Source organism: Terrimonas alba, assembly GCF_042434975.1.
Taxonomy (GTDB): Bacteria; Bacteroidota; Bacteroidia; order Chitinophagales; family Chitinophagaceae; genus Terrimonas_B; species Terrimonas_B alba.
Genome location: NZ_JBHMQM010000001.1, coordinates 333,182 through 354,749, shown reverse-complemented (window position 1 = coordinate 354,749; position 21,568 = coordinate 333,182). Strand labels below are relative to the sequence as shown.

General features: G+C 40.4%; 17 protein-coding genes. 12 read left to right on the top strand and 5 right to left on the bottom strand.

The window, feature by feature from the left end:
* Window positions 1–85: 85 nt before the first annotated feature.
* From ACFEL9_RS01625 to ACFEL9_RS01595, 7 genes are all read left to right on the top strand, one after another.
* Window positions 86–835: a LytR/AlgR family response regulator transcription factor gene (locus ACFEL9_RS01625; protein WP_385885539.1), complete on the top strand. Its 750-nt coding sequence runs from the start codon at window positions 86–88 to the stop codon at window positions 833–835.
* A 471-nt stretch (window positions 836–1,306) separates the two neighbouring features.
* Window positions 1,307–2,149 carry a hypothetical protein gene (locus ACFEL9_RS01620; RefSeq protein ID WP_385885538.1) on the top strand — a complete coding sequence of 281 codons (843 nt, stop codon included), beginning with the start codon at window positions 1,307–1,309 and terminating at the stop codon, window positions 2,147–2,149.
* Window positions 2,150–2,278: 129 nt separating this feature from the next.
* Window positions 2,279–2,539: a hypothetical protein gene (locus ACFEL9_RS01615; RefSeq protein ID WP_385885536.1), complete on the top strand. Its 261-nt coding sequence runs from the start codon at window positions 2,279–2,281 to the stop codon at window positions 2,537–2,539.
* A 787-nt stretch (window positions 2,540–3,326) separates the two neighbouring features.
* Window positions 3,327–3,818 carry an acyl-CoA carboxylase biotin carboxyl carrier protein subunit gene (locus tag ACFEL9_RS01610; RefSeq protein WP_385885535.1) on the top strand — a complete coding sequence of 164 codons (492 nt, stop codon included), beginning with the start codon at window positions 3,327–3,329 and terminating at the stop codon, window positions 3,816–3,818.
* A 155-nt stretch (window positions 3,819–3,973) separates the two neighbouring features.
* On the top strand, window positions 3,974–5,452 hold the full coding sequence (gene accC, locus ACFEL9_RS01605) for an acetyl-CoA carboxylase biotin carboxylase subunit (protein ID WP_385885533.1): 1,479 nt from the start codon (window positions 3,974–3,976) through the stop codon (window positions 5,450–5,452).
* 11 nt (window positions 5,453–5,463) lie between these two features.
* A complete protein-coding gene (locus tag ACFEL9_RS01600; protein ID WP_385885531.1) occupies window positions 5,464–7,008 on the top strand; it encodes an acyl-CoA carboxylase subunit beta in 1,545 nt (514 codons plus the stop codon).
* Between the two features lie 436 nt (window positions 7,009–7,444).
* On the top strand, window positions 7,445–8,746 hold the full coding sequence (locus ACFEL9_RS01595; protein ID WP_385885529.1) for a glucoamylase family protein: 1,302 nt from the start codon (window positions 7,445–7,447) through the stop codon (window positions 8,744–8,746).
* Window positions 8,747–9,055: 309 nt separating this feature from the next.
* Here the strand turns inward: ACFEL9_RS01595 and ACFEL9_RS01590 are convergent, their stop codons facing one another.
* Entirely contained in the window at window positions 9,056–9,715 is a 660-nt protein-coding gene (locus tag ACFEL9_RS01590) for a MarR family winged helix-turn-helix transcriptional regulator (RefSeq protein ID WP_385885527.1), read from the bottom strand.
* A gap of 110 nt (window positions 9,716–9,825) precedes the next feature.
* Here ACFEL9_RS01590 and ACFEL9_RS01585 point away from each other — a divergent pair, with 110 nt between their 5' ends.
* The 3 genes from ACFEL9_RS01585 (at window position 9,826) to ACFEL9_RS01575 (ending at window position 11,721) form a co-directional block, all read left to right on the top strand.
* Window positions 9,826–10,221, top strand: a complete 396-nt coding sequence (locus tag ACFEL9_RS01585; protein ID WP_385885526.1) for a DoxX family protein — start codon at window positions 9,826–9,828, stop codon at window positions 10,219–10,221.
* A 3-nt stretch (window positions 10,222–10,224) separates the two neighbouring features.
* Window positions 10,225–10,704, top strand: coding sequence for a hypothetical protein (locus ACFEL9_RS01580; RefSeq protein ID WP_385885524.1), 480 nt, complete (start codon window positions 10,225–10,227; stop codon window positions 10,702–10,704).
* Window positions 10,705–11,190: 486 nt separating this feature from the next.
* Window positions 11,191–11,721 (top strand): outer membrane beta-barrel protein, encoded by a 531-nt coding sequence (locus ACFEL9_RS01575; protein ID WP_385885523.1) that lies wholly within the window; start codon window positions 11,191–11,193, stop codon window positions 11,719–11,721.
* 376 nt (window positions 11,722–12,097) lie between these two features.
* On the opposite strand, the gene ACFEL9_RS01570 is transcribed toward ACFEL9_RS01575, so the two are convergent.
* The 4 genes from ACFEL9_RS01570 to ACFEL9_RS01555 form a co-directional block, all read right to left on the bottom strand.
* Window positions 12,098–13,681, bottom strand: coding sequence for a SusD/RagB family nutrient-binding outer membrane lipoprotein (locus ACFEL9_RS01570; RefSeq protein ID WP_385885521.1), 1,584 nt, complete (start codon window positions 13,679–13,681; stop codon window positions 12,098–12,100).
* Between the two features lie 31 nt (window positions 13,682–13,712).
* Complete coding sequence (locus ACFEL9_RS01565; protein ID WP_385885519.1) at window positions 13,713–17,057, bottom strand: SusC/RagA family TonB-linked outer membrane protein; 3,345 nt, start codon at window positions 17,055–17,057, stop codon at window positions 13,713–13,715.
* 58 nt (window positions 17,058–17,115) lie between these two features.
* Window positions 17,116–18,348: an ROK family protein gene (locus ACFEL9_RS01560; protein WP_385885517.1), complete on the bottom strand. Its 1,233-nt coding sequence runs from the start codon at window positions 18,346–18,348 to the stop codon at window positions 17,116–17,118.
* A gap of 245 nt (window positions 18,349–18,593) precedes the next feature.
* Complete coding sequence (locus tag ACFEL9_RS01555; protein WP_385885515.1) at window positions 18,594–20,039, bottom strand: alpha-L-fucosidase; 1,446 nt, start codon at window positions 20,037–20,039, stop codon at window positions 18,594–18,596.
* A 109-nt stretch (window positions 20,040–20,148) separates the two neighbouring features.
* Here ACFEL9_RS01555 and ACFEL9_RS01550 point away from each other — a divergent pair, with 109 nt between their 5' ends.
* Entirely contained in the window at window positions 20,149–21,030 is an 882-nt protein-coding gene (locus ACFEL9_RS01550) for an AraC family transcriptional regulator (RefSeq protein ID WP_385886598.1), read from the top strand.
* 281 nt (window positions 21,031–21,311) lie between these two features.
* A complete protein-coding gene (locus tag ACFEL9_RS01545; protein ID WP_385885513.1) occupies window positions 21,312–21,548 on the top strand; it encodes a hypothetical protein in 237 nt (78 codons plus the stop codon).
* The last annotated feature ends 20 nt before the right edge of the window (window positions 21,549–21,568 follow it).

Genomic DNA, 21,568 nt, shown 5'->3' with positions numbered 1-21,568 from the left:
GTTCACTGTTTTATTTTTGCTGATGCTGTTTAATGGCTAACCTTTATTGTAGTTTAGTATTTGAAAAATATTCAATCTTTCTGCCATGATAAAAGCATTGATCATTGATGACGAGGTAAAAGCCCGCAATGTGTTAAAGCATTACCTTGAAAATTTTGTACCGGAAGTTACAGAAATCCGCCAGGCAGAATCGGTTGACTCCGGTTTAGAGATCCTGAATGTTTATCAACCCGATATTGTTTTCCTTGATGTGGAAATGCCGTATAAAAATGGCTTTCAGTTATTAATGGAAATAAAAGATCCTTCTTTTGATGTCATCTTTACAACTGCTTATAACCAATACGCCATCCAGGCTATCCGCTTCAGCGCATTGGATTATCTTTTAAAGCCGGTAGACCCTGACGAGTTGAAAGGAGCCATTCTGCGCCATATTGAAAAAAAAGAGAACGATAAAGAAAAGAAAGCACTATACGATAACCTGGTAAGCAATATTGAAAAAAAAGAGATAAAGGATTTTAAAATTGCAGTGCCTTCTGCAGAAGGTGTTTATTTTTTTACCATCGACGAAATACTAAGATTAGAAGCCGACAGAAGCTATACTCATATTCACCTTACGAAAAAACGGCCCTTTCTCGCTTCTAAAACATTAAAGCATTTTGAAGAAATGCTGGAAGATTTCCAGTTTATTCGCACACACAAGTCACACCTTGTAAATCCAAAACATATTACACGCATCAGCAGTGATAACGAACAGATCATTTTATCAGATGGCTCCAGGGTGGAGGTGTCCCGCCGAAAAAAAGAGGAAGTATTGCAACAATTAAAGCTGCGATAATAAGATTAAGTATTACAAAAAAAGTCATTGACCGGCTGTCAATCTTTTTACGAATCTCAGGAACCGTCAATAGAATTAATCATACCACCTGCACATAAAACTACCAGGGATCATTTAGCACGTGTTTATTCCTGTACGTTTATACTTCCAATTAAATCCTGGTTTAAGTTTCTCAATTCTTTTACGAAATAAATACCGGGCAAATAAACTTCCTTCAAGAGTTGCTGCCAGATAAATATTGTGTTTCACTTATAAGTAATTCATGGCGATTGTAACAGGCTGTATCAACCGGTAAATGAATAAACATTATAAAGGTTCCCGTAGTTATATACCCGCTTTGTGGCATTATACACTGAGTGTTTTCCTTTCATTAATTCCAACCTGCCTTTAGAAAGTTGGAATTGCAAACAGGTCTTTGATGATGCTTTCTTTGTTGAAACAAAAAACAATCACCAACAAAATCAAAAAAAAATGAAAAGGTTATTTCAACTTACAGTTATCGTAATGGTCGCAGTTGCGGGTTTAACGGCCTGTAAAAAAGAAGGTCTTCAACCAAATGATTCAATTAGTCCTGAAATTGCAGCAGGTTCAGGTAATAAGATTGAAGCTGCACGTTTCAATTTCAAAGAGGCACGCAACCTTGTTAAAAAGGGTACAGACTCGCTACTGTACAATGCAGGTGGCACCTTAACTAAAGTAATTTACAGCCCCGCTAAATATGTTGCTTACGTAAAATCGGGCAATACGCTTACAGCGAGCACTTTTGAAAACAATGTATTAAAATTGAAAGTTGAATATACGATCACCAATGGCAGAACTACCCAATCAAAACACACCAGCTACGAATCAAATGTAGGAGTAACCAAAACATGGTGGTACGATTACAGTGTTGACGGGCTGCTGACAGAGAAATACAACAAAGACAACACTGCGGAAAGAATAAAGTTTGTTTGGTATGGTCCTGGCAACTTGTCGCAGGTAAAATTTTATAGCGCTGTCAATCAGCACACAGCTACTCTTCAGTTCCAACGTGGAGGTCAGGGACCGGCTGATAAGCTCCAACTAAATTCAGTACGCACCACGCTTGATCCATACCTGAAAATTTTCGGCGTGCAATGCACCACTGTATCTACTGGCGAAAATATGAGCTATTTCCTTTCACCTGCATCAAGCTTTAAGGAAAACCATGTGTTTACCTACGACAGAGATGGATATCCCACAAAAGTTAATGTGTACGACGCAACAAACGATCCCGGCTACGACCCGGCAAACTGGACACTTAAGTATACGCACACATTCTCATACAGCAATTAATCCTGCGCTTTCAATTAAAAAACCTCTCCCAGGAGAGGTTTTTCTTGTTATCAGGAGAGCGGTGGTCTTTTGTGGCTTTGTTGTCTCTGTTTTTATTAAACTAAAAACTTAAATGCTGCAATAAAGAAATTGGAGAAATTAAAAGAGCTATTGATAAATGAAGAAATTGATTCGGCGCTTATAAAGTGGCGCATCAAATTATCAACTGAAAAAGGAAATTTGGAAATTGAAATCAATCATATTTCTAACCTCTATAAGAATATTTTTGACTTATACAATTCCCCCGGATTGAGTGATAAACATCGCTTGTTAGAAAACTTCTCCGGTGTGAACTTTTTATATATGACGGGTGCGATGATTCAGCAGACAGTATTATCTGACAATTTGTGAGACTTGGCACCAATGCTAAAGCTTTGCAACCCAATGGGTGGATTATGCAAGACTCATCTGGACCTTAGCCAAACTAACTATAGCCACCAGCAAACTGGCATCAGTCTGCGGCAGGCCTTTAAATTGTTCAATATTCAACCGCCTGTTTATTATTATCAGGCAAAACCAAAAAAACAGAAGACCAGAAGATCAGAAATAAGCTCAGTGAATTAGCGACAATGAACCATCGTTTGGGATTTTGGATGATGCATCATTATGCAACGAAGATCCAAGATGGTCCATTATGAGCAGTATATACTACAAACATCCACCCATGTCATAAAATAAGGCAATTCTGGGCGTTTTTTGTCACAGGATTAGGGCAATTAGCGAAAATCGTTGACTGCTTCTCAATCAGCTAAACCATCGTCTTATGTTTCATATCATTTGCCTCCGGTGTAATCTGAGTATCTTACTAAAAAACATAACTTCCCTTTATATCGCCGTCATCAGTTCCCTTTCCTTCCAAATTTTTTCAATTTGGTAAGCCGCCGAACCGGTACGTTTAGATAAAACTGATCCTGTACTTTTGACTGCAGCGTAATTTTGAGGAGGCTTGACCTTGATTCATACAGCTCTTTACCTTAAAAAAATCAGGCAATTTGCCAGGAGTAATTAATGCTTCAATCCTGGTTCACTTTTGCCGGGGACACTCGTGAATGGTCACATGAACCGTGCTAAAATTTGAAATACGGCCTTTTTCTAATTCAATTTCCAGATTACTTAATTTAGAGTACAAACCTGGTATATGCCTAATGACGTTAAAACGTACAAAGTAAAAACAAACGGGTTCTTATTTTCTTTTACAAAAGATGAAATAGATAAGACAGACCTGGTTGCACTATCTCCTGTATCATTCAATCTTATAAAAGATCATCGCTGTAGTAATGCAAAACTGCTCGAGGCCAATGCAACAGCTAAAAGACTAACAATTGAAATAGAAGGGGAAACATTCGACATTGAAATAAAAGATGAGCTTGACCAGGTGCTGGAACGGATGGGTTTTGGCAAAGCAAGTAATAAGCAAGTGAAAGAGATTAAAGCACCCATGCCGGGGCTGGTATTGGAAATTGCCGTAACTGATGGCCAGGAAGTAAGGGAAGGCGATAAACTCTTAATACTCGAAGCTATGAAGATGGAGAACAGTATTATGATCCAAACCAATGCCATCATCAAAAAAGTATCGGTATCGGCTGGGCAGGCTGTTGAGAAAGGCCAGGTGCTGGTAGAGCTGGAATAATAAGCCGTCATTATTTTTATGTCGACAGGGAAAATTGTGCATTGAATAGTAATTCAACAGAGAAATGTTCAACGATATTTATCGGGATCAATGCTCAATCAGGTTTCCTTAAGTAAAGGCATTAATGCTCAATTTTAATATTCAATAGGCCAACGATGCAAAAGATAGTAGTTGCCAACCGCGGGGAGATTGCTTTAAGGATCATGCGAACCATACGGAAGATGGGTATCAAATCCGTGGCGGTATTTTCCGAAGTTGATCGCAGTGCACCGCATGTGTTATTTGCAGATGAGGCTGTCTGTATCGGGCCTGCACCTTCCAATCAATCGTATCTTAACGGTGATAAGATAATTGCTGTTGCCAAAGAGTTGGGTGCAGACGGCATTCACCCCGGCTATGGTTTCCTGAGTGAGAATGCGGAATTCGCCAGGAAAGTAGAAGAGGCCGGCATCAATTTTATCGGGCCCGGCCCCGAAGCTATGCGGATAATGGGCTCGAAACTGGCTGCCAAAGAATCGGTGAAAAAATATAATGTCCCAATGGTGCCGGGCATTGATAAGGCGATTGAAGATATTACCATTGCGAAAGAAGTGGCAGACAAAATAGGGTATCCAATTTTAATAAAAGCATCTGCGGGTGGTGGTGGCAAAGGAATGAGAGTGGTGGAAAAAGAAAACGAGTTGGAAGAGCAGATGCAAAGGGCCATCAGCGAAGCAAGATCATCTTTTGGCGATGGTGCTGTGTTTATTGAAAAATATGTGAACTCGCCACGCCATATAGAGATACAGGTTTTGGCGGATAAATATGGCAATACTGTTCACCTGTTTGAACGGGAATGCAGTATACAACGGCGCCACCAGAAAGTGGTGGAAGAATCTCCTTCCTCCATTCTGACTCCTGAACTTCGAAAAAAAATGGGCGAGGCAGCCGTGCTAGTTGCCAAATCCTGTAACTATACCAGCACCGGCACTGTAGAGTTTTTGGTGGATGATCAGTTGAACTTTTATTTTTTGGAAATGAATACCCGCTTGCAGGTTGAACATCCCGTTACCGAAATGATAACAGGCATTGACCTGGTGGAAGAACAAATAAAAATAGCAAGAGGGGAGAAGTTAAGTTTCACACAGAATGATATTGTTATCAATGGGCATGCTCTTGAATTGCGGGTGTATGCTGAAGATCCGCTGAATGATTTTTTACCTTCTATCGGCACATTGACCAAATATATAAAACCTGGTGGCGAAGGAATAAGAATAGATGATGGATACTCAGAAGGCATGGCCATTCCTGTGTATTATGACCCGATGATCGCCAAGCTGGTGACACATGCGAAAGACAGGAATGAGGCTATTCAAAAAATGAAAACGGCTATTAAGGAATATAAAATTGAAGGCATAGCCACTACATTGCCCTTCGGTAATTTTGTTTTTGAGCATGCAGCTTTTGTATCCGGGAAATTTGATACGCATTTTGTAAAAAAATATTATACACCGGAAAAGCTGGTAGACAAACAAAGAGCCAATGCCGAACTGGCGTCCATCATTGCATTGAAATTTTTTTTTGATCAACAAAAAAAAATAAAACCTGTTGAATCCGTTTTTACCAATTGGAAAAACCGGCTTTTGGAAAAATAATTATAAGATTCATGAAAAAAGCTAAGTCAGAAATATTACGAAAAAAGATTGAGGATGGAAAGCAGGGTGGGGGTGCGGCAAGAAATGCTGCGCAGCATAAAAAAGGAAAATTGACTGCCAGGGAGCGTATTACACTGCTAATGGATCCCGGATCCTTTGAAGAAATTGGCGCCCTGGTGCTTCATCGTACCAAAGATTTCGGGATGGAAGACCAACAGTTTTATGGCGATGGTGTCGTTACCGGTTATGGTACTATCAATGGACGACTCGCTTATGTGTTTGCACAGGACTTTACCGTGTTCGGTGGCGCCCTGTCTGAAACGCATGCGGAAAAAATATGTAAGGTAATGGATCTGGCTATAAAGATGGGTGCACCTATGATCGGGTTGAATGATTCGGGCGGCGCAAGAATACAGGAAGGTGTAAGATCACTGGGAGGCTATGCGGATATCTTTTACAGGAATGTGTTGTCTTCTGGTGTTATTCCGCAGCTATCAGCTATCATGGGTCCCTGTGCCGGCGGTGCAGTGTACTCACCTGCCATGACTGATTTCACCTTGATGGTTGAGCACACCAGTTATATGTTCGTTACCGGGCCCAATGTGGTGAGAACAGTTACCAATGAAGAAGTAAGTTCGGAAGAACTGGGTGGAGCTTCTGCACATTCTTCTAAATCAGGCGTTACACATCTGACGGCGGCCAACGATATGGAGTGCATTGCACAGGTAAAAAAACTATTAAGCTACCTGCCGCAAAACTGCGAGGACACTACACCCAAATTTCCATATGTGCCGGGAGATGAAACAAGGGAGTCATTGGAAGAGATCATTCCCGAAAGTAACAACCAGCCTTATGATATGCGATTAGTGATAGAAACGATTTGTGATGACGATTCATTTTTTGAGATACATAAAGAGTATGCGACAAATATCGTGGTTGGTTTTGCACGACTGGCGGGCCGGAGTATTGGCATTGTGGCCAATCAACCCATGAGCCTGGCCGGTGTGCTGGATATCAACAGCTCTAAAAAAGCGGCAAGGTTTACCCGCTTTTGTGATTGTTTCAATATTCCTTTATTGGTATTGGTGGATGTGCCGGGCTTTTTGCCGGGTACCGACCAGGAATGGAATGGCATTATTACCAATGGTGCAAAACTACTATATGCATTAAGCGAGGCCACCGTTCCACGTATCACCGTTATTACAAGGAAAGCATACGGCGGCGCTTATGATGTGATGAATTCAAAACATATCGGCGCTGATCTGAATTTCGCCTGGCCCACAGCGGAAATAGCCGTAATGGGAGCGAAGGGGGCCAGTGAAATTATTTTCAAAAAAGAAATCGCCGAAGCGACCGATCCGATCCAAAAACTTGCAGAGAAGGAAGCGGAGTATGGGGAAAAATTCGCCACTCCTTACCTGGCTGCCGAAAGAGGTTTTATTGATGAAGTAATAGAACCAAAAGAAACACGAATAAAACTGATCAAGGCATTTGCCATGCTGGAGAATAAAGTGGCTAAACTACCCAGGAAGAAGCATGGGAATATTCCTTTGTGAAAACTATTGTGTTGTGTTAAAATCAGGAAAGAAACTGAAAGTGAGACCATGTTTAAAATGCCATTACGATAATGTGGGAATTTGATTATAAAGAAATACCCAATAATTCACCGGCTTTGACATGGTATGATTTAAACATTAGCTGAAATGAATAAATACAAAAAAATCACCCAGGGAAACAAAATGGAATAATAATGAGCCTAATTTATTCAGGAATTCTTGTCTATTTAATACGATTTTTTGACAAAGCTCTTTAGAAAAATCAAATTCATTCTCATTCACGCCACTACTGGAAAAATTTCGAATTAATAAACATACCGTTTACCTTTAGATAAGTTATAGGAACCCTTTTATCACGCATTGATCTGCCGCTTCACCCGGTGGCAGCCATTGCAGTCAAGTTGTTTTCCAAATGGGCGAGAGGAGGCGTTCAGGTATGAATCATAAGACTCAGGACACCCAAACACTGGATAAACTTCAGCGAGAAACATTTGATTTTTTTTTGCACGAGACTAACCCATCCAATGGTTTGGTGAAGGACAAGACTGCGCCGAATTGGCCCTCCAGCATTGCCGCTACGGGCCTGGCATTAGCCTGTTATCCGGTTGCTGTCGAAAGAGGATTCATGTCAAGGGAAGCAGCTGTCGAACGCACACTTGCCACTTTGCGTTTTTTCCGGTACAGCCCACAAGGCCCGGAGCCTGACGCAACCGGGTATAAGGGGTTTTATTACCATTTTCTCGATATGCAGACCGGCCGTCGTGCTTGGCAATGCGAACTTTCGACGGTGGACAGTTCTTTTTTATTGGCTGGGGCATTGACTGCAGGAGTTTATTTTAACGGAGTTACAGCCAGTGAGACTGAAATCCGCACCCTGGCCGATGCACTCTATCGCCGTGTGGATTGGCAATGGGCGCAAAACCAGGGTGCAGGCGTATCACACGGCTGGAAACCCGAAAGCGGATTTCTCAACTATCACTGGGAAGGATATGATGAAGCGCTGCTACTATATATACTGGCCTTGGGCTCTCCGACTCATCCGTTGCAAGCAAGCAGCTATACCACCTGGACTTCTACTTACCGCTGGGAACACTGTTACGGATATGAATATCTTTATGCCGGCCCGTTGTTCATTCATCAGCTCTCGCATATTTGGATCGACTTCCGTGGTATCCAGGACGCCTTTATGCGTGATAAAGGTATTGACTACTTTGAGAACAGTCGCCGTGCAACTTATGTACAACAACAGTATGCGATCACGAACCCTCTAAGATTCAAGGATTATGGACCCTGTTGCTGGGGAATTACCGCAAGCGAGGGCCCCGGCCCCGATACCATCAAAATAGACGGCATCGAACGGCAGTTTTTCGATTATGTAGGACGAGGTGTGCCGTACGGGCCGGACGATGGTACGCTTGCTCCCTGGGCGTTGGTGGCATCACTTCCATTTGCACCTGAAATTGTCCTGCCTTCGCTCAACCATTGCATTCATCAAGCCAGGATGACAAAGTTTAATCGCTATGGGTTCAAGGCATCCTTCAATCCGTCCCACCCCGGCAGCTACGGTAATCCTTATGGTTGGTGGGTTTCGCCCTGGCATTTCGGACTTAACCAGGGACCGATTATCCTGATGATTGAGAATTATCGCTCAGGTTTCCTCTGGGGATTGATGAAGCAGTGTCCTTACCTCATTAAGGGATTGCAACGTGCAGGTTTTAGTAATGGCTGGTTGTCATGAAGTACATCTTCTCCTTAAAACGTTGATGTACTAGAAGAGATCATAATTGTCCATGATGGGAAGGTCTTCCATGCTTGCAGTGAAACAATTTACATTGGCAGTTTCCGGATACAGAAACAAGAAAGCACCAGTATTAGAAGTAAATAAACGGGGTTCAATTACCATTGATGAAAAAGCTAAGATCACGGAATGGATGAGAATCCAGGGGAATTTTTTAAAAAATGGGTGATATGTCAACTATCTGCTAATAATAACTCTCCTGTTCCACCATTGATGCTTTCTCAAATCGGCGTCCTGCCACAGCACAGTTTATGCCTTTGTTTTTACTTTTCTATTTTTTTCAGTAACCAGGCTATTGTATACTTCCTCGAAAGATTTACCCCGGTGTTGCGGCCATAGACCGGATAGATTTATTTCAATATTTTTTAATAGCTGTATGCAAAGCAACTTATCATCTTCAGCCAGGCCATGCAACATCATCCTGGCGTTTTTCTTTACCCGTTCATAGCAGATCAAAACGGTTTTTTCACCCTTGGGGGTCAGTGACAAGCGTTTTGAACGCTTGTCCTCTTCATCATCGAATTCTTTTATGAGGCCTCTTTTTTTCAGCCGGTTTAACATGTCTGTTCCGCTCGATAGTTCAAATAAATTTGCAAATATGACTTCGGTCTTCTTTGGATTTTTCTCTTGTTGGATTGTCACCAACATTCCAAACTCTTCGATTTGATTCAGATCCGTTCCTTTAAGAGCCATATTCGCATAGGACATATTCAGTTTGCTGATTCTGCCTATAATTTTTAATAGCAAGCCATCACTAAAATTGGGCACCACGCCTCCAACCAGCGGTCCGCCTGGTTCTGCCCTTTGCTGCGTAGCAAGAAAGTACCTGCAAAAATCTTCGATACTGCCGGTTGGGTGCAGGCTTTCAAAATTCCCCCATAAGTTGACAAGTTGCACAGTCTTATTCATATATACTTCGGTTTCGAAGCAATATTAAAAAAAAAACTTCGGGCTCCGTTATTAATATCGTAAACGTAGTATATTTGCATAATAAATATCGTAAACGAAATAAAATAATTATGGAAAAGAAACAGGCAGCCCTTTATTGGACCGCAAAAGGTTTTATCAGTTTTTTTATGTTATTCAGCGCCTACTATTCGTATTCACATGCAGAGGCGCTCTTAAAGCTAGGATTTCCCGACTATTTCAGGTATGAGTTGGTGGTAGCTAAAGTATGCGGGGCAATTTTGTTACTAATTCCACAAGTCCCCCGAAGAATTAAAGAGTGGATTTATGCGGGTTTCGGTATCGCGATGATTTCTGCATTAATAGCGCATATCTGCAGCAATGATCCCATTGGACAAATAATTTTTGTTTCTGTTGATTTGATTTTGATTACGGTATGTGTGCAGTATGTTTATCGGTACGAACAGCGAAAAGCAGATCTTTCTATCATTGAAAAAATAAAAATCTAGGGTATGAATCAAGAAATTTATTTTGCTGCATTGGTTACACACATCGTTGGGCTGACTTTGATGGCAGGAGCTACTTTTATAGATTTTATTTACTTCAGGCAGTTCTGGAAAAATTTATCACTTGACAAAAGCAAAAGCCTGGTCTTAGACAACATATTAAATACGCTGCAGCGTTACATGGGTATTGGAATGCTGATCATTATTTTGTCCGGTTTAACCATGATGTATTACCTGCACGAGGTCTGGGGTCAGCAAATGTGGTTTCGGGTAAAAATGGTTCTGCTGTTGCTTATTATCATTAATGGATTGGGTATCAGAAGGAGATTGGGTTTAAAACTTAGGACATTACTCCTCCAACCATCTTTAGAAAACGGGTATAATAATACTCTGATTAAACTCAAAGCCAATGTCACTACAGTGCACGTTATCCAGCTGTTTTTATTTCTGATCATTTTCACTTTAAGTGTTTTTAAGTTTAATTAATCAGGGCTGGAGATTGAATTACAGACGAGGGCATATAAATTTCTTCTATGGTAAATCTTTAAAAAATGCCAAACATATGGCATGACTTATTTTTTGAAGCATCTGAAAAAAACTCCGGAAGAATTATTTGCAAATTAAAATGTTTGCGTTGTTGGTAGGGTAGAGCGTTTAAAGATAAGCCGACGAAGGAGATCACTTTGAAGTACCTTCTATTGTTTTCAATTTAAAATAGCTGTGAATTTTTTTTAGCATATACCAAAAATCTTATGCGATTCAGTCAGTGAAAATCACAGTTTATGCAAAAGAAAATCCGGTTCAGCGCTTGCTTTTAATTGAAGCAATAATCACTTGTTAGTTTTGATCCAGGGATAAGCACAAAAGGAGTTGTGAGTTATTGAGGTTTTTCTGTTGAAGTAGTGTATCGTTTTAAAAACAATCCCGCTGACGATTCTTATTGCAAACCAGTAATCAATCAAAAAATATATTATGAACAAAGGAAAATTGATCCTGTCGATGATCTTAGTGATGACTGCAGCAGCCGCAACCACTTCGGCAAATGCGCAAAGTGTAAAAGGAAAGAATTATGTAAATGCCGGCATTGGTATCGGTACTTACGGCCTGCATGGCACAGGCGGCTTGCCCATTACCGCTTCTTATGAGCATGGTTTTACGGATCAGATTAGTGCAGGTCTTTATTTAGGTTATGTTGGCAGAAAGTATGCTGATGACTGGAAGTACAGCTATAGAATCATTGGTGTACGAGGCTCATATCACTTCAATGAACTTTTAAAAATTACGGAACCAAAGCTGGATGTATATGGTGGCGTCGCTGTTTTTCACCGTGGCTTTACGCTGAAGTATGAGGCCGGTGGCGAAAAATACAAAGCTACAGATGGAGATATCAGTGTAGGCATTCATGCGGCGGCCCGTTATATGTTTGCCGATAATATTGGCGCTTATGCAGAAATAGGATATGGCCTTTCGCCATTGCAGTTGGGTGTTTCATTCGTTTTTTAAAAAGCAGTTTTAGTTTTAGTAAAGGGTGTTCATTGCGAACTCCCTTTGTTTGTTGCATTATTCATTGCTGCAGGGGAGGAATTAATGCATGGGACGAGGTGAAAATTTGATTTAATGATAGGCGTCATTTCCGAACGGCATGTATAATCTTTTTGATCGCCAAAATGATCAAAAATCACGGGTACATGAAAATGATATTAGGAAAGTTTTCTGACGGTAGAAGTTATTGATAAGCACAATAAAAAAGGCCGGCTGTATAAACAACCGGCCGAAAACAACTGCTTAACGAGAACTTATATTGTCAATTCCATCCTCTTATTCTATCGCTCTATAGAGATTTTCAAGGTCTATTTTGTCTTTCCTGAATTTACTCAATTTATTTGACGTCCCAAAAGATTTTGGTAGTCAAATTGTCTTTTGATTGTACAGTTTGGTAGTTTTCTGTGTTATATGTTTGTTCGCTGCCGGCATACAACCATCTATACGGGGGTTGTTTTTGAGCATTTGCATTATCCACTTCAAAACTCAGCGCAGGCGCATCCAATCTCCTAAGCTCAGCCCAATTTTCCAGCGGTTGTACTACGCTGAAGTGTATCCATTTTTGCGTAGCGATCAACTTTAATTTGTCGGCTGTGGTAGTTGCAGTAGCCCAATTTACTCCAGCTGTACTGGTATACGCCGCGATTTCTGCAGGTGTCGTTGGAACTAAAGCAATGGCCGTATTGTCGTTGCTTTTTGTTCTTAGCCAATAGTAAAATTCAATTGACTGGGTAATGCCTTTTTCATAAGCTGTTTTAGCAGCAGCATCATTACCAGCTTTTAAATAATATTCAGCTAACAAAAAGCTTACTTCAGGAGCGTTAATTAAAACGCCAGGGAAATATTCATTGCGGCTTAATGTTGACCGGTTGTAGATGGAAAGAGTTCCTCCGGCAATGAGTGCCGTTTGTACAGAAGAAGTTGCCAATGGATCCAAACCGTTGTAAACACCACCAGCATTAGCGCCGGTTTCAAACATAGCTCTCAAACGAGGATCGGCATTTGTCTTCATATGATCGATCATCACTTTACCAGCTATGTTTCCGTCCCAATCTTCAAGGCCGGATCTGAAGCCTCTGGAATTGATATCTGTACTAAGATCGTGTACATTTATTTGGATGTTGTCAGCATTACTACTGATCAACGGATATTTTGCAGGATTAGCTAATATCGCTGCAATTTCACTGGTTACTCTTGCCTGGAATGCCGGAACATCTGACACTCTCATTAGTATCCGAAGCCGAAGTGAATTACAATATTTTTTCCAAAGCTCAATATCACCTTTGTTGATAATGTCCTGAGTTTTAAAACCTGTTTGAATAGCTGATTTTACAGAAACGGTGCTCAATTCATCAGCAAAGCCTTTTAAGTCATCCAGCATCTTAGTATAGATCGCATCAGCTCCATCATACTTTGGCAGGGAGTTGGCATAGTCGCCTCCATTGGCGCTTAATTTACCTGCTTCAGTCCAGGGAATATCGCCATGCAGATCTACCACTTTCTGGGTATGATCGTAGAAATAAATGGCTGAGGCAATCTTGTAAATACGCCTGTCAGCCTGGTCATCAGCGGCTAGTTTATTATACACAATTTCAAACTCCCTGTATTGAGCTAAAAAATTGTAATAGCTGTTCCAACGATCACCAATACCTGCGGCACCGGGAACATATTGATTGTTTGAATTGATCCAACCAACGGCTTGGGTATAACGATTAACTGTTGTTCTCAGCACAACAAAATAATTCCAGTAATCCGGTAACACATAACCTTTATTGGATACAAGAAAACCAGTGAATTGCTTTTCCACAGAGCTTCCTGAAATTCTGGACGGATCAGCATAGCTGTTTTTAAAATCTGATTTTGTGCAGGCTATAAAAACCGTCGCCAGCAACAGATTAAGTATGAACAATATTTTCTTCATAAAATAATTTTTAGATAATTCTTAATAATACTTAGAAAGTGGCCCTTAACATTACACCGAAGGTTCTTGTTGATGGATTAGTACCTACATTGGTAAGCGACTGGAACCATCTTGAACCAGCTACTGTTTGCTCCGCATCCAGGTCTTTCAATGTTCTGTACAGGTAAAACAGGTTTCTTCCGAATACAGACAATTGAATTTTTTTAGCGCCAATTTTGCTTGCAATATTCGTTGGCAATGCATATCCGAGTGAGACTTCCCTGAACTTCACATACGAGTTCTTTTTGATGTACAGTTCATAACGTGTATTGGGGCTATATTGAGGACCACCCCAATTGTATACAGTCCAATAATAATCTGCAGAAGAAGCAATATAATCATTAGGTGTACCATCAGCTTTTACACCAGACAATAACATACCGTCCTCATATACTTTTTCGCCATTAGGACCTTGCGCAGCAGTAGTTTGAATTCTGTTACCACTTGCATCTTCGTAATAGGTAAGACCACCATGTGCTTTGTCCATAAAGTTGGTGCTCTCTTCCAACAGACCGCGGCTGATCATCCAATTGATAGCAGTAGGCATTACATAGCCACCCAATCTGAAGTCCATCAAGGCATCTAATGTGAATCCTTTAAAGCTGAATGTATTGAAGAAACCACCTACCACTTTTGGCATTGCATTGCCAATCTTTACCATTTTGCTTGGATCAACTTTGTACAAGCCATTCGGATCAACTATCATCTGGCCTTTGGAATCTGTAGCAACGGGGTGAGCATAAAAATCACCCATGGGTTGTCCTACTATCGATTTTAACTGAGCAGCGTTACCATCATAATCGGCATGCAAAAGTTCATTTGAACCGGAAGCGAGTTTTTCAACTACATTTTTGTTTTGAGAAAAATTGATACCAGTTTCCCATTTGAAATTATTGGTAATAACCGGAGTACCTGTTATAGCAATTTCAATACCTTTATTTCTTAATGTTCCAATGTTAGTTAAAACGGAAGTAGCGCCGGAACTTGCCGGAATGGTTAACGGCAATATCTGATCCCTGATCTGACCATTATAATAGGACACATCTAAACCTATGCGACTTTTAAGAAATTTCGCTTCCAAACCAAACTCAAATTCATGCTTTTCTTCTGGCTTGATTGCATCATTACCAAAAGCAGAAGGGAGTGTCGTATAAAGAACCGGTTTACCTCCTACTTCCTGAACACCCAATGTGTTTTGATCATAAGCAATATTGGCTTGATAAATTTCAGGATAGTTACCTACAATACCCCAAGAGGCACGCACTTTACCATAATTGATAAAAGAAGGTAATTGAAAGGCCTCCGTAAATACAAAACCTGAATTTACTGAAGGATACACAAAATCGTTTCTATCAGGATGCATAGTAGATGTAGCATCGCGGCGAAAAGTACCTTCCACAAAAAGATAATCCTTATAATTTCCGTTAATGGTGCCTATATATGCGTCTTTTATCAGTTTACTCCGATACTTAGCCGCTCTATTAAAGGTTGCTGGGTTAACAGATGCAGCAATATCAAAGAAATTTTCCACACTTAATCCTCCACTCGTGCCTACATTAGTAGTGGTTCCTTCCTCTTTATTTGCCATATACCCTCCCATTACATTTAATTCAAAATCAGGAGTAAGCTGTTTAGTATATGTTAATAATACATCACCATAAAAAATTGTATTTACAAAAGTACCTAATGCATAATATCCTGAATTCCCAAAAGCCAATGGAATCTCTGTAGATTGACGTGTTTCAGTTCTTTGAGATGTAAAATCAGTAGCAATCCTGGCACGCAGCTTAAGATTATTAATGATTTGCCAGTTATTGGTAAGGCTTGCGATTACCCGGTTGCTGTACTCGTCTTCATTATGTTCTTTTATTCTCCATACATAATCAGCAATGTCACCTTTAAAGCCATTGTACTTGATGTTTTCAGCTGGCGTTAAACTCTGGTTAGTGCCGGTTACATAACGATAACCTTTGCTGGTTTTATATTTATTCAAATACCAATCAGCATTATCAAATCTTCCCATCATACCGGTAAAGTTGTTCATCATCCTGTCTATTGAATAAGGACGATTGCTCGTATGCTGATTCACATAATTTATCAAAAGGTCTGTTGAGAATTTTTTACCTAACCGGAATGTGCTGTTCAGGTTAGCGATGTTCTTGCTGTTTTTTGCACCCAGACTCACACCCTCATTGTCCTGGCGTGTTAAAGAAAACCGGACATTAGAATTTTCAGATGCTTGCGTCAAGGCAACGTTAATGCTGGAGTTTTGTGCAGTTTGGAATAAACCGGCATAATTGTCTTTCTGTGCTTCATAAGGTCTGATGATACCATCCCAGGCCATTGTGGGCTTGCCATCGAATTTTGGACCGAAGTTGATACTATAACCAAGAATACCCCTGGTTTCTTTTACACCATCGCCATCCACATCGTAGTAAACAAACCCTGCATCATCTTGACCTCCATTGCTGATATTGAGTGGTGCACCCGCACCTCTCACGTTTTGATAGCGGGGCAAATAGGCTACTTTGTCGAAGCTTGTATTGGCATTGACGTCAATACTAAATCCTTTTTTGCCTTTACCACTTTTCGTTGTAATTAACACTACACCGTTCACTGCTTCCGATCCGTAGAGAGCAGCAGCAGATGCTCCTTTCAGAATGGAGATGTTGTCGATGTCCTCGGGGTTTATATCCAGTAATCCATTACCTCTAAGACGCTGATCATCCCAGTAGTTGTTGTTTCTTACTTCGCCATCGCGGATAGGTACACCATCCATCACTATCAATGGCTGATTTTTTCCAGTGATAGAGTTAATACCACGAATGGTGATATTAACAGCACTGGTAGCACCACCTGGTGTAGCACCAATGCGAACACCGGGCGCCTTACCATACAAAGCTGCACCGAAGTTGGGTGAGCCCGTAAGGGTAAGTTCTTCAGCCTTGATGGTTGTAGCCGCATAACCCAAAGCTTTTTGTTTTTTGGTAATACCCAGTGAAGTCACTACTACTTCAGTAAGATCACTGGCCGTGCCCTGCAGTGTTGTTGTTAACGAAGTGGAATTGCCAACAGGCACTTCCTGCTGCGCAAAACTTACTGAGCTGATCACCAGCACTGGATTGCTTTTGTCCACAGAAATACTGTACCGGCCATTTTCATCAGTGACCACTGATTGGGTAGTGCCTTTCACACTCACCGTTGCCGATGGCACCGGTTTTCCATTACTGTCCGTAACAACACCGGTAATGGTACGTTTTACCTGTGCCAGCAACATAGTGTTACTAACCACAAGAGCCAACAGTACCAATAAGAATCGTTTGTTTCTCTTCTTCATTGCAGTTGATTTTTTGTTTTAATAAAAAGTGAATTACTATATGTTATTTAAGAATAACTCAATTGATGTTCTGCAAAAGCCTTTTTCTCATCTTTCTTTTTTCAATCATCGTTGCTTTTTCCTTTACCTGGCTTTCCATTACCAATGCGGCAGAACCAATTAATTCTGCATCGTGACCCAGGGTGGATAATTCTATTTCCGTATTAGCTGAAAGCCATGGTATGCAATCTTTGTTCAACGCCTGTTGAATAGGGGTCTGTAACATTTTGCCTGCCATGGCGCCACGACCGCTGATAATAATCGATTCAGGGTTCATTAAATGAATCAGAATAGCGACACCTTTTCCAATGTTGAAGCCCACTTCGGACAGCAATTCCACCGCGAACTGATCGCCTTTCAAAGCAGCGCTGATGATAGCTTTATAATCCTTTTCGAAATGTCCTGATGGAAAATTTTTGCTGAGACTTGATAAGCGACCTTCTTTTAATTCCATTTTCGCTTTTTCTATTATTACCAGTAGGGATGTTTCTGTTTCCAAACAACCGGTCTTGCCACAACTGCATAATTTATTATTATTAAATAGCGGGATGTGGCTGAATTCTCCTGCAAATCCGTTGTGTCCCCTGAATAATCCGCCATTCAACACCATTCCTAATCCGACTCCCCAGCCGATATTGATGACCATTGCATTTTTTCTGTTTCGGGCTGCGCCAAATCTTAATTCAGCCAATGCTATGAGACTCGAGTCATTGTCGATATATACCGGCAGTTCCAGTTTTTCGGTGAGGTATTGTACGATTGTTATGTCCTTTGTTTGTAAAAAGGAATAATTGATCCCTTTTTCATAATCTAAAAAGCCGGGCATGCCGATGCCGGCGCCAATGATCTTTTTCTTGTCGATGCCCGATTTGTTGACGACATAGTTCATTTTTTCAGCTAAAATGCTGAGGGCTTCAGGATTGTTTTGGAGTGGAAGTTCAAAAGCCTGTACCTCCCCAACGTGCTTGTTTTGAACATTCATAATGGAGATACGGGTTATCAACTGGTCCATTGCAACCGAAAGAATGTAAGTCGTATCAAAATTGATAGTATAAAGCAATGGGCGACGACCGCCACTTGAAGGAGCGTAACCTGATTCGGTCAGGTGCCCTTCTTTAATCAATTCATCAAGAATTTTGGCAGTGAACGGAAGGCTTTTATTGATCCGCTCACTCACTTCCGCACAAGAAAGCACATTAGAGAAATAAAACTCTCTTAAAATCAGGCCTTTATAAAACCATTTTTTACCCATCCAGCTTTGGTTGACTTTCTCAAAAAGTTAGAAATGTAAATTTAGTTTTTAAAATAATTCAAAAGCTAAATATTATTTTTAAAATTAGGATTAGCCTTTTAAATAAAATCCAACACTTTTACCCGATTATAATGAAATATTAACATACTTTAAGAAAATACAAGCTGCCAAATCCTTATGGATATCAGAAAAAAAAAAGCCATGAAGTTTTGCTTCATGGCTCTGCACGTTGAGTGATAGTATAATTAGTTTTCGCCGGCAGGGATAAATGAAAAGGCGAGTGCCGGATTATTTTTTTGGGATTGTATTAGTGAAGAGGGGAGTGTAAGTGTTACCGTATCTCCGTCTTGTTTCCATTTTATTGTTTTCCCACTTTCCAGCAATTTGATTTTGCTACCTTTTTTGGGCAGGTTGTTGTGCCAGGTTATTTCTTTTGAGATCGGTTCATTTTCTTTGAGACAAACCAGGGCATACCGGCTACCCTCTTTGGGATTTTGCGTAAACCAAATATTGCCGTCGTGATAGTTTTTGGTAATCCTCGTATTATAAATGGCTTTGCTGTTTTTGTCCATCCATTTGCCTATTTCTTTCATTCTTTCCACGGCCTCGTCGGGCAGAACGCCATCGGGTTTTGGACCAATACCCAGCAATAAACTTCCTCCTTTGGCTACTACTTCGATCAACGAATGAATTACCTGCCGCGACGATTTGTATTTATCTTCCGGCACATAACCCCAGTTATTGGCAAGCGTCATACAACTTTCCCATGGATGATCCAGTTGTTGCTCAGGAATTCGTTGTTCGGGGGTTTGATAGTTTTCAAATTTTCCATGCACAGTCCTGTCTACTATCAATAAGCCGGGCTGGGCCTCCCTGGCCATTTCGGCTATGCGGGGCATATCAATATCCTGGCTCCATTCAGGAATTCTTGCTCCCCAGGAAAGCACTTCGGCATTCACAGTTTCACGTGGCCGAACCCAACCACCGTCCAGCCATAGGATATCAACGGGGCCGTAATTATGCATCAGTTCGCTAAGTTGATTATAGGTAAACTCTTTAAACTTGTTCCAGCGCCAGGGAAACTTTCGGATATCATAGTTATTATTGCGATCCGCCGTTGCATATTTTGGCCACCAATAATATTCCGAGTGCCAATCGGGTTTGGAAAAATAAGCACCGATCATAAATCCATTTTTTGAAAACGCATCGAATACATATTTCGCAACATCAGCTTTTGGATTGTCCTTAAAAGGTCCTGCGGAAATTTTAAAATCGCTTTGTTTGGTATCAAACATATTGAAGCCATCATGGTGCTTGGTAGTAAACACCAGGTAACGCATACCGGCCTCTTTGGCTACTTTGGCCCAGTCTTCCGGATTAAAGTTTACCGGATTGAAGTTTTTGCTTTGTCCCCAATACCATTTTTTATAATCCTCATAGGCAATGGTACTATCGCGGTCAATCCATTCTTCCGAACAAAGATTCCATGATTCCATAATGCCTGGAACAGCATAAAGCCCCCAATGGATGATGATACCAAACTTTTGATCCTGCCATTTTTCCAATTTGGCTTTGACGGCCGGATCCGTTGGCCATTCGTAGGTAGCGGATTGGGGGTGAACATTTTGTTGAGCCATTAAAAGGCTCTGCAGGAGCAAACAAATGAAAATGAGCTGGATTTTTTTTGACATGGAATTAGTGATTTGTAACAAAGAAATGAAATTCCGCTTTCTTTCCTGTATGGGATGCTTCTATTTTACCACATGCTGATATTTTATTAATATTGTTAGGGGCCTATAAATAAATAGTAGCAATATCAAGCCAGTTTTTACCCATATTGGTCATTCACCCCATGAGCAAATCATAATTGTTGAGAGGAATGTCCCTTATTTCAACACTCCCTTCCATTTTCATCCAGAGTTGGAGATGGTCTATATCCTGGAAGGCCATGGAAAAAGAATTGTAGGCGATAGTGTTGCAACTTTTAATCCCGGTGAACTTGTTTTATTAGGTTCTAATATTTCACATGTATGGTATAGTGATGAAATCTATCACCGTGGAAACCCTAACCTGCGATCAGGCGCTATCGTTTTATACTTCAATAAAGATATTTTTGGGAGCAACTTTTATAGTCTTCATGAAACCCAGCATTTAAAACAATTATACCACAAAGCAGAAAGGGGATTGAAGATAAATGGCGGTACCAATGAAAAAGTTGCGGCTTTGATGCGGGAAATGCTAGGTGCAAAAGATTTGAACCGCATCATCGTCCTGTTGCAGATATTGGAAACCATTTCTTCAGGTGGAGAATATGATTTGCTGGCGAGCATTGGTTACCATAATACCTATGATACAATAGATAATCATAAGATCGATTCGGTGTTTCAGTATGTGAGTCAACACTTCGGTCACGATATTAGCCTGGAAGACATAGCCAAAAATTGCAACATGACGCCTCAGTCGTTTTGCCGTTTTTTCAAAAAAAGAACGCAGAAGACGTTTATCGATTTTTTAAACGAATTCAGAATAAGCCATGCCAAAAAATTGATGATAGAAAATGAGGAAATGACTATCCGCGAAATTGCCTTCGATTCAGGGTTTAATAATATTTCTAATTTCAATAAAATATTTAAATCGCTAACATCAGTAACACCGAAGAAATACAAGGAAATGCACCATTAAAATTTTTCTTTAGTCGTGGAAAAAACAGCCATGGTTGTGTAAACTTCTCTACACGGGTTTTTCCTCAGTTTTATAATTTTCAACAGGAGTGTTCACTTACTTAACCCGGGACGGGTTTTTTGCTCTATTACAGTATGATTTTTTAAAAAATATGTATAGCGGGTTAAGATCACTCCATAAAATATGAAGTATAATTGGCAGGCCTTGTTAATAATTAAATAAATGTGCCACAATGCTAATGGCATGTTTATTTCTTTATTTACTATGAGTAAATCACTTCTATGAAGCAAGTCATTTTGTTGCTGGCGATACACCTGTTAATTTTTCATCAATATCAAAAAGATAAAAAAGAAAGTTCCGGTAATCAAAATAAACTGGCGATAAAAGATAAAATTCAAAATAAGAAACAGCCTGTTTCCCTTTACGGGTTCCGCCAGGAAAAGGATAGTGCAAATTCCCACCTCTTGAAAACTCCTTCCTACGAATTTCAATCCTACACATTTCTTAGAATGCGCTAAATAGCTTATTTATTTTCTTC

Bases quoted from the DNA above. Each gene is read 5' to 3' on its own strand.
- ACFEL9_RS01625 (WP_385885539.1), top strand. From the start codon at position 86: ATGATAAAAGCATTGATCATTGATGACGAGGTAAAAGCCCGCAATGTG.
- ACFEL9_RS01560 (WP_385885517.1), bottom strand. From the start codon at position 18,348: ATGGGTAAAAAATGGTTTTATAAAGGCCTGATTTTAAGAGAGTTTTAT.
- accC (WP_385885533.1), top strand. From the start codon at position 3,974: ATGCAAAAGATAGTAGTTGCCAACCGCGGGGAGATTGCTTTAAGGATC.
- ACFEL9_RS01565 (WP_385885519.1), bottom strand. From the start codon at position 17,057: ATGAAGAAGAGAAACAAACGATTCTTATTGGTACTGTTGGCTCTTGTG.
- ACFEL9_RS01600 (WP_385885531.1), top strand. From the start codon at position 5,464: ATGAAAAAAGCTAAGTCAGAAATATTACGAAAAAAGATTGAGGATGGA.
- ACFEL9_RS01545 (WP_385885513.1), top strand. From the start codon at position 21,312: ATGAAGCAAGTCATTTTGTTGCTGGCGATACACCTGTTAATTTTTCAT.
- ACFEL9_RS01585 (WP_385885526.1), top strand. From the start codon at position 9,826: ATGGAAAAGAAACAGGCAGCCCTTTATTGGACCGCAAAAGGTTTTATC.
- ACFEL9_RS01590 (WP_385885527.1), bottom strand. From the start codon at position 9,715: ATGAATAAGACTGTGCAACTTGTCAACTTATGGGGGAATTTTGAAAGC.
- ACFEL9_RS01620 (WP_385885538.1), top strand. From the start codon at position 1,307: ATGAAAAGGTTATTTCAACTTACAGTTATCGTAATGGTCGCAGTTGCG.
- ACFEL9_RS01570 (WP_385885521.1), bottom strand. From the start codon at position 13,681: ATGAAGAAAATATTGTTCATACTTAATCTGTTGCTGGCGACGGTTTTT.
- ACFEL9_RS01610 (WP_385885535.1), top strand. From the start codon at position 3,327: ATGCCTAATGACGTTAAAACGTACAAAGTAAAAACAAACGGGTTCTTA.
- ACFEL9_RS01555 (WP_385885515.1), bottom strand. From the start codon at position 20,039: ATGTCAAAAAAAATCCAGCTCATTTTCATTTGTTTGCTCCTGCAGAGC.
- ACFEL9_RS01575 (WP_385885523.1), top strand. From the start codon at position 11,191: ATGAACAAAGGAAAATTGATCCTGTCGATGATCTTAGTGATGACTGCA.
- ACFEL9_RS01595 (WP_385885529.1), top strand. From the start codon at position 7,445: ATGAATCATAAGACTCAGGACACCCAAACACTGGATAAACTTCAGCGA.
- ACFEL9_RS01580 (WP_385885524.1), top strand. From the start codon at position 10,225: ATGAATCAAGAAATTTATTTTGCTGCATTGGTTACACACATCGTTGGG.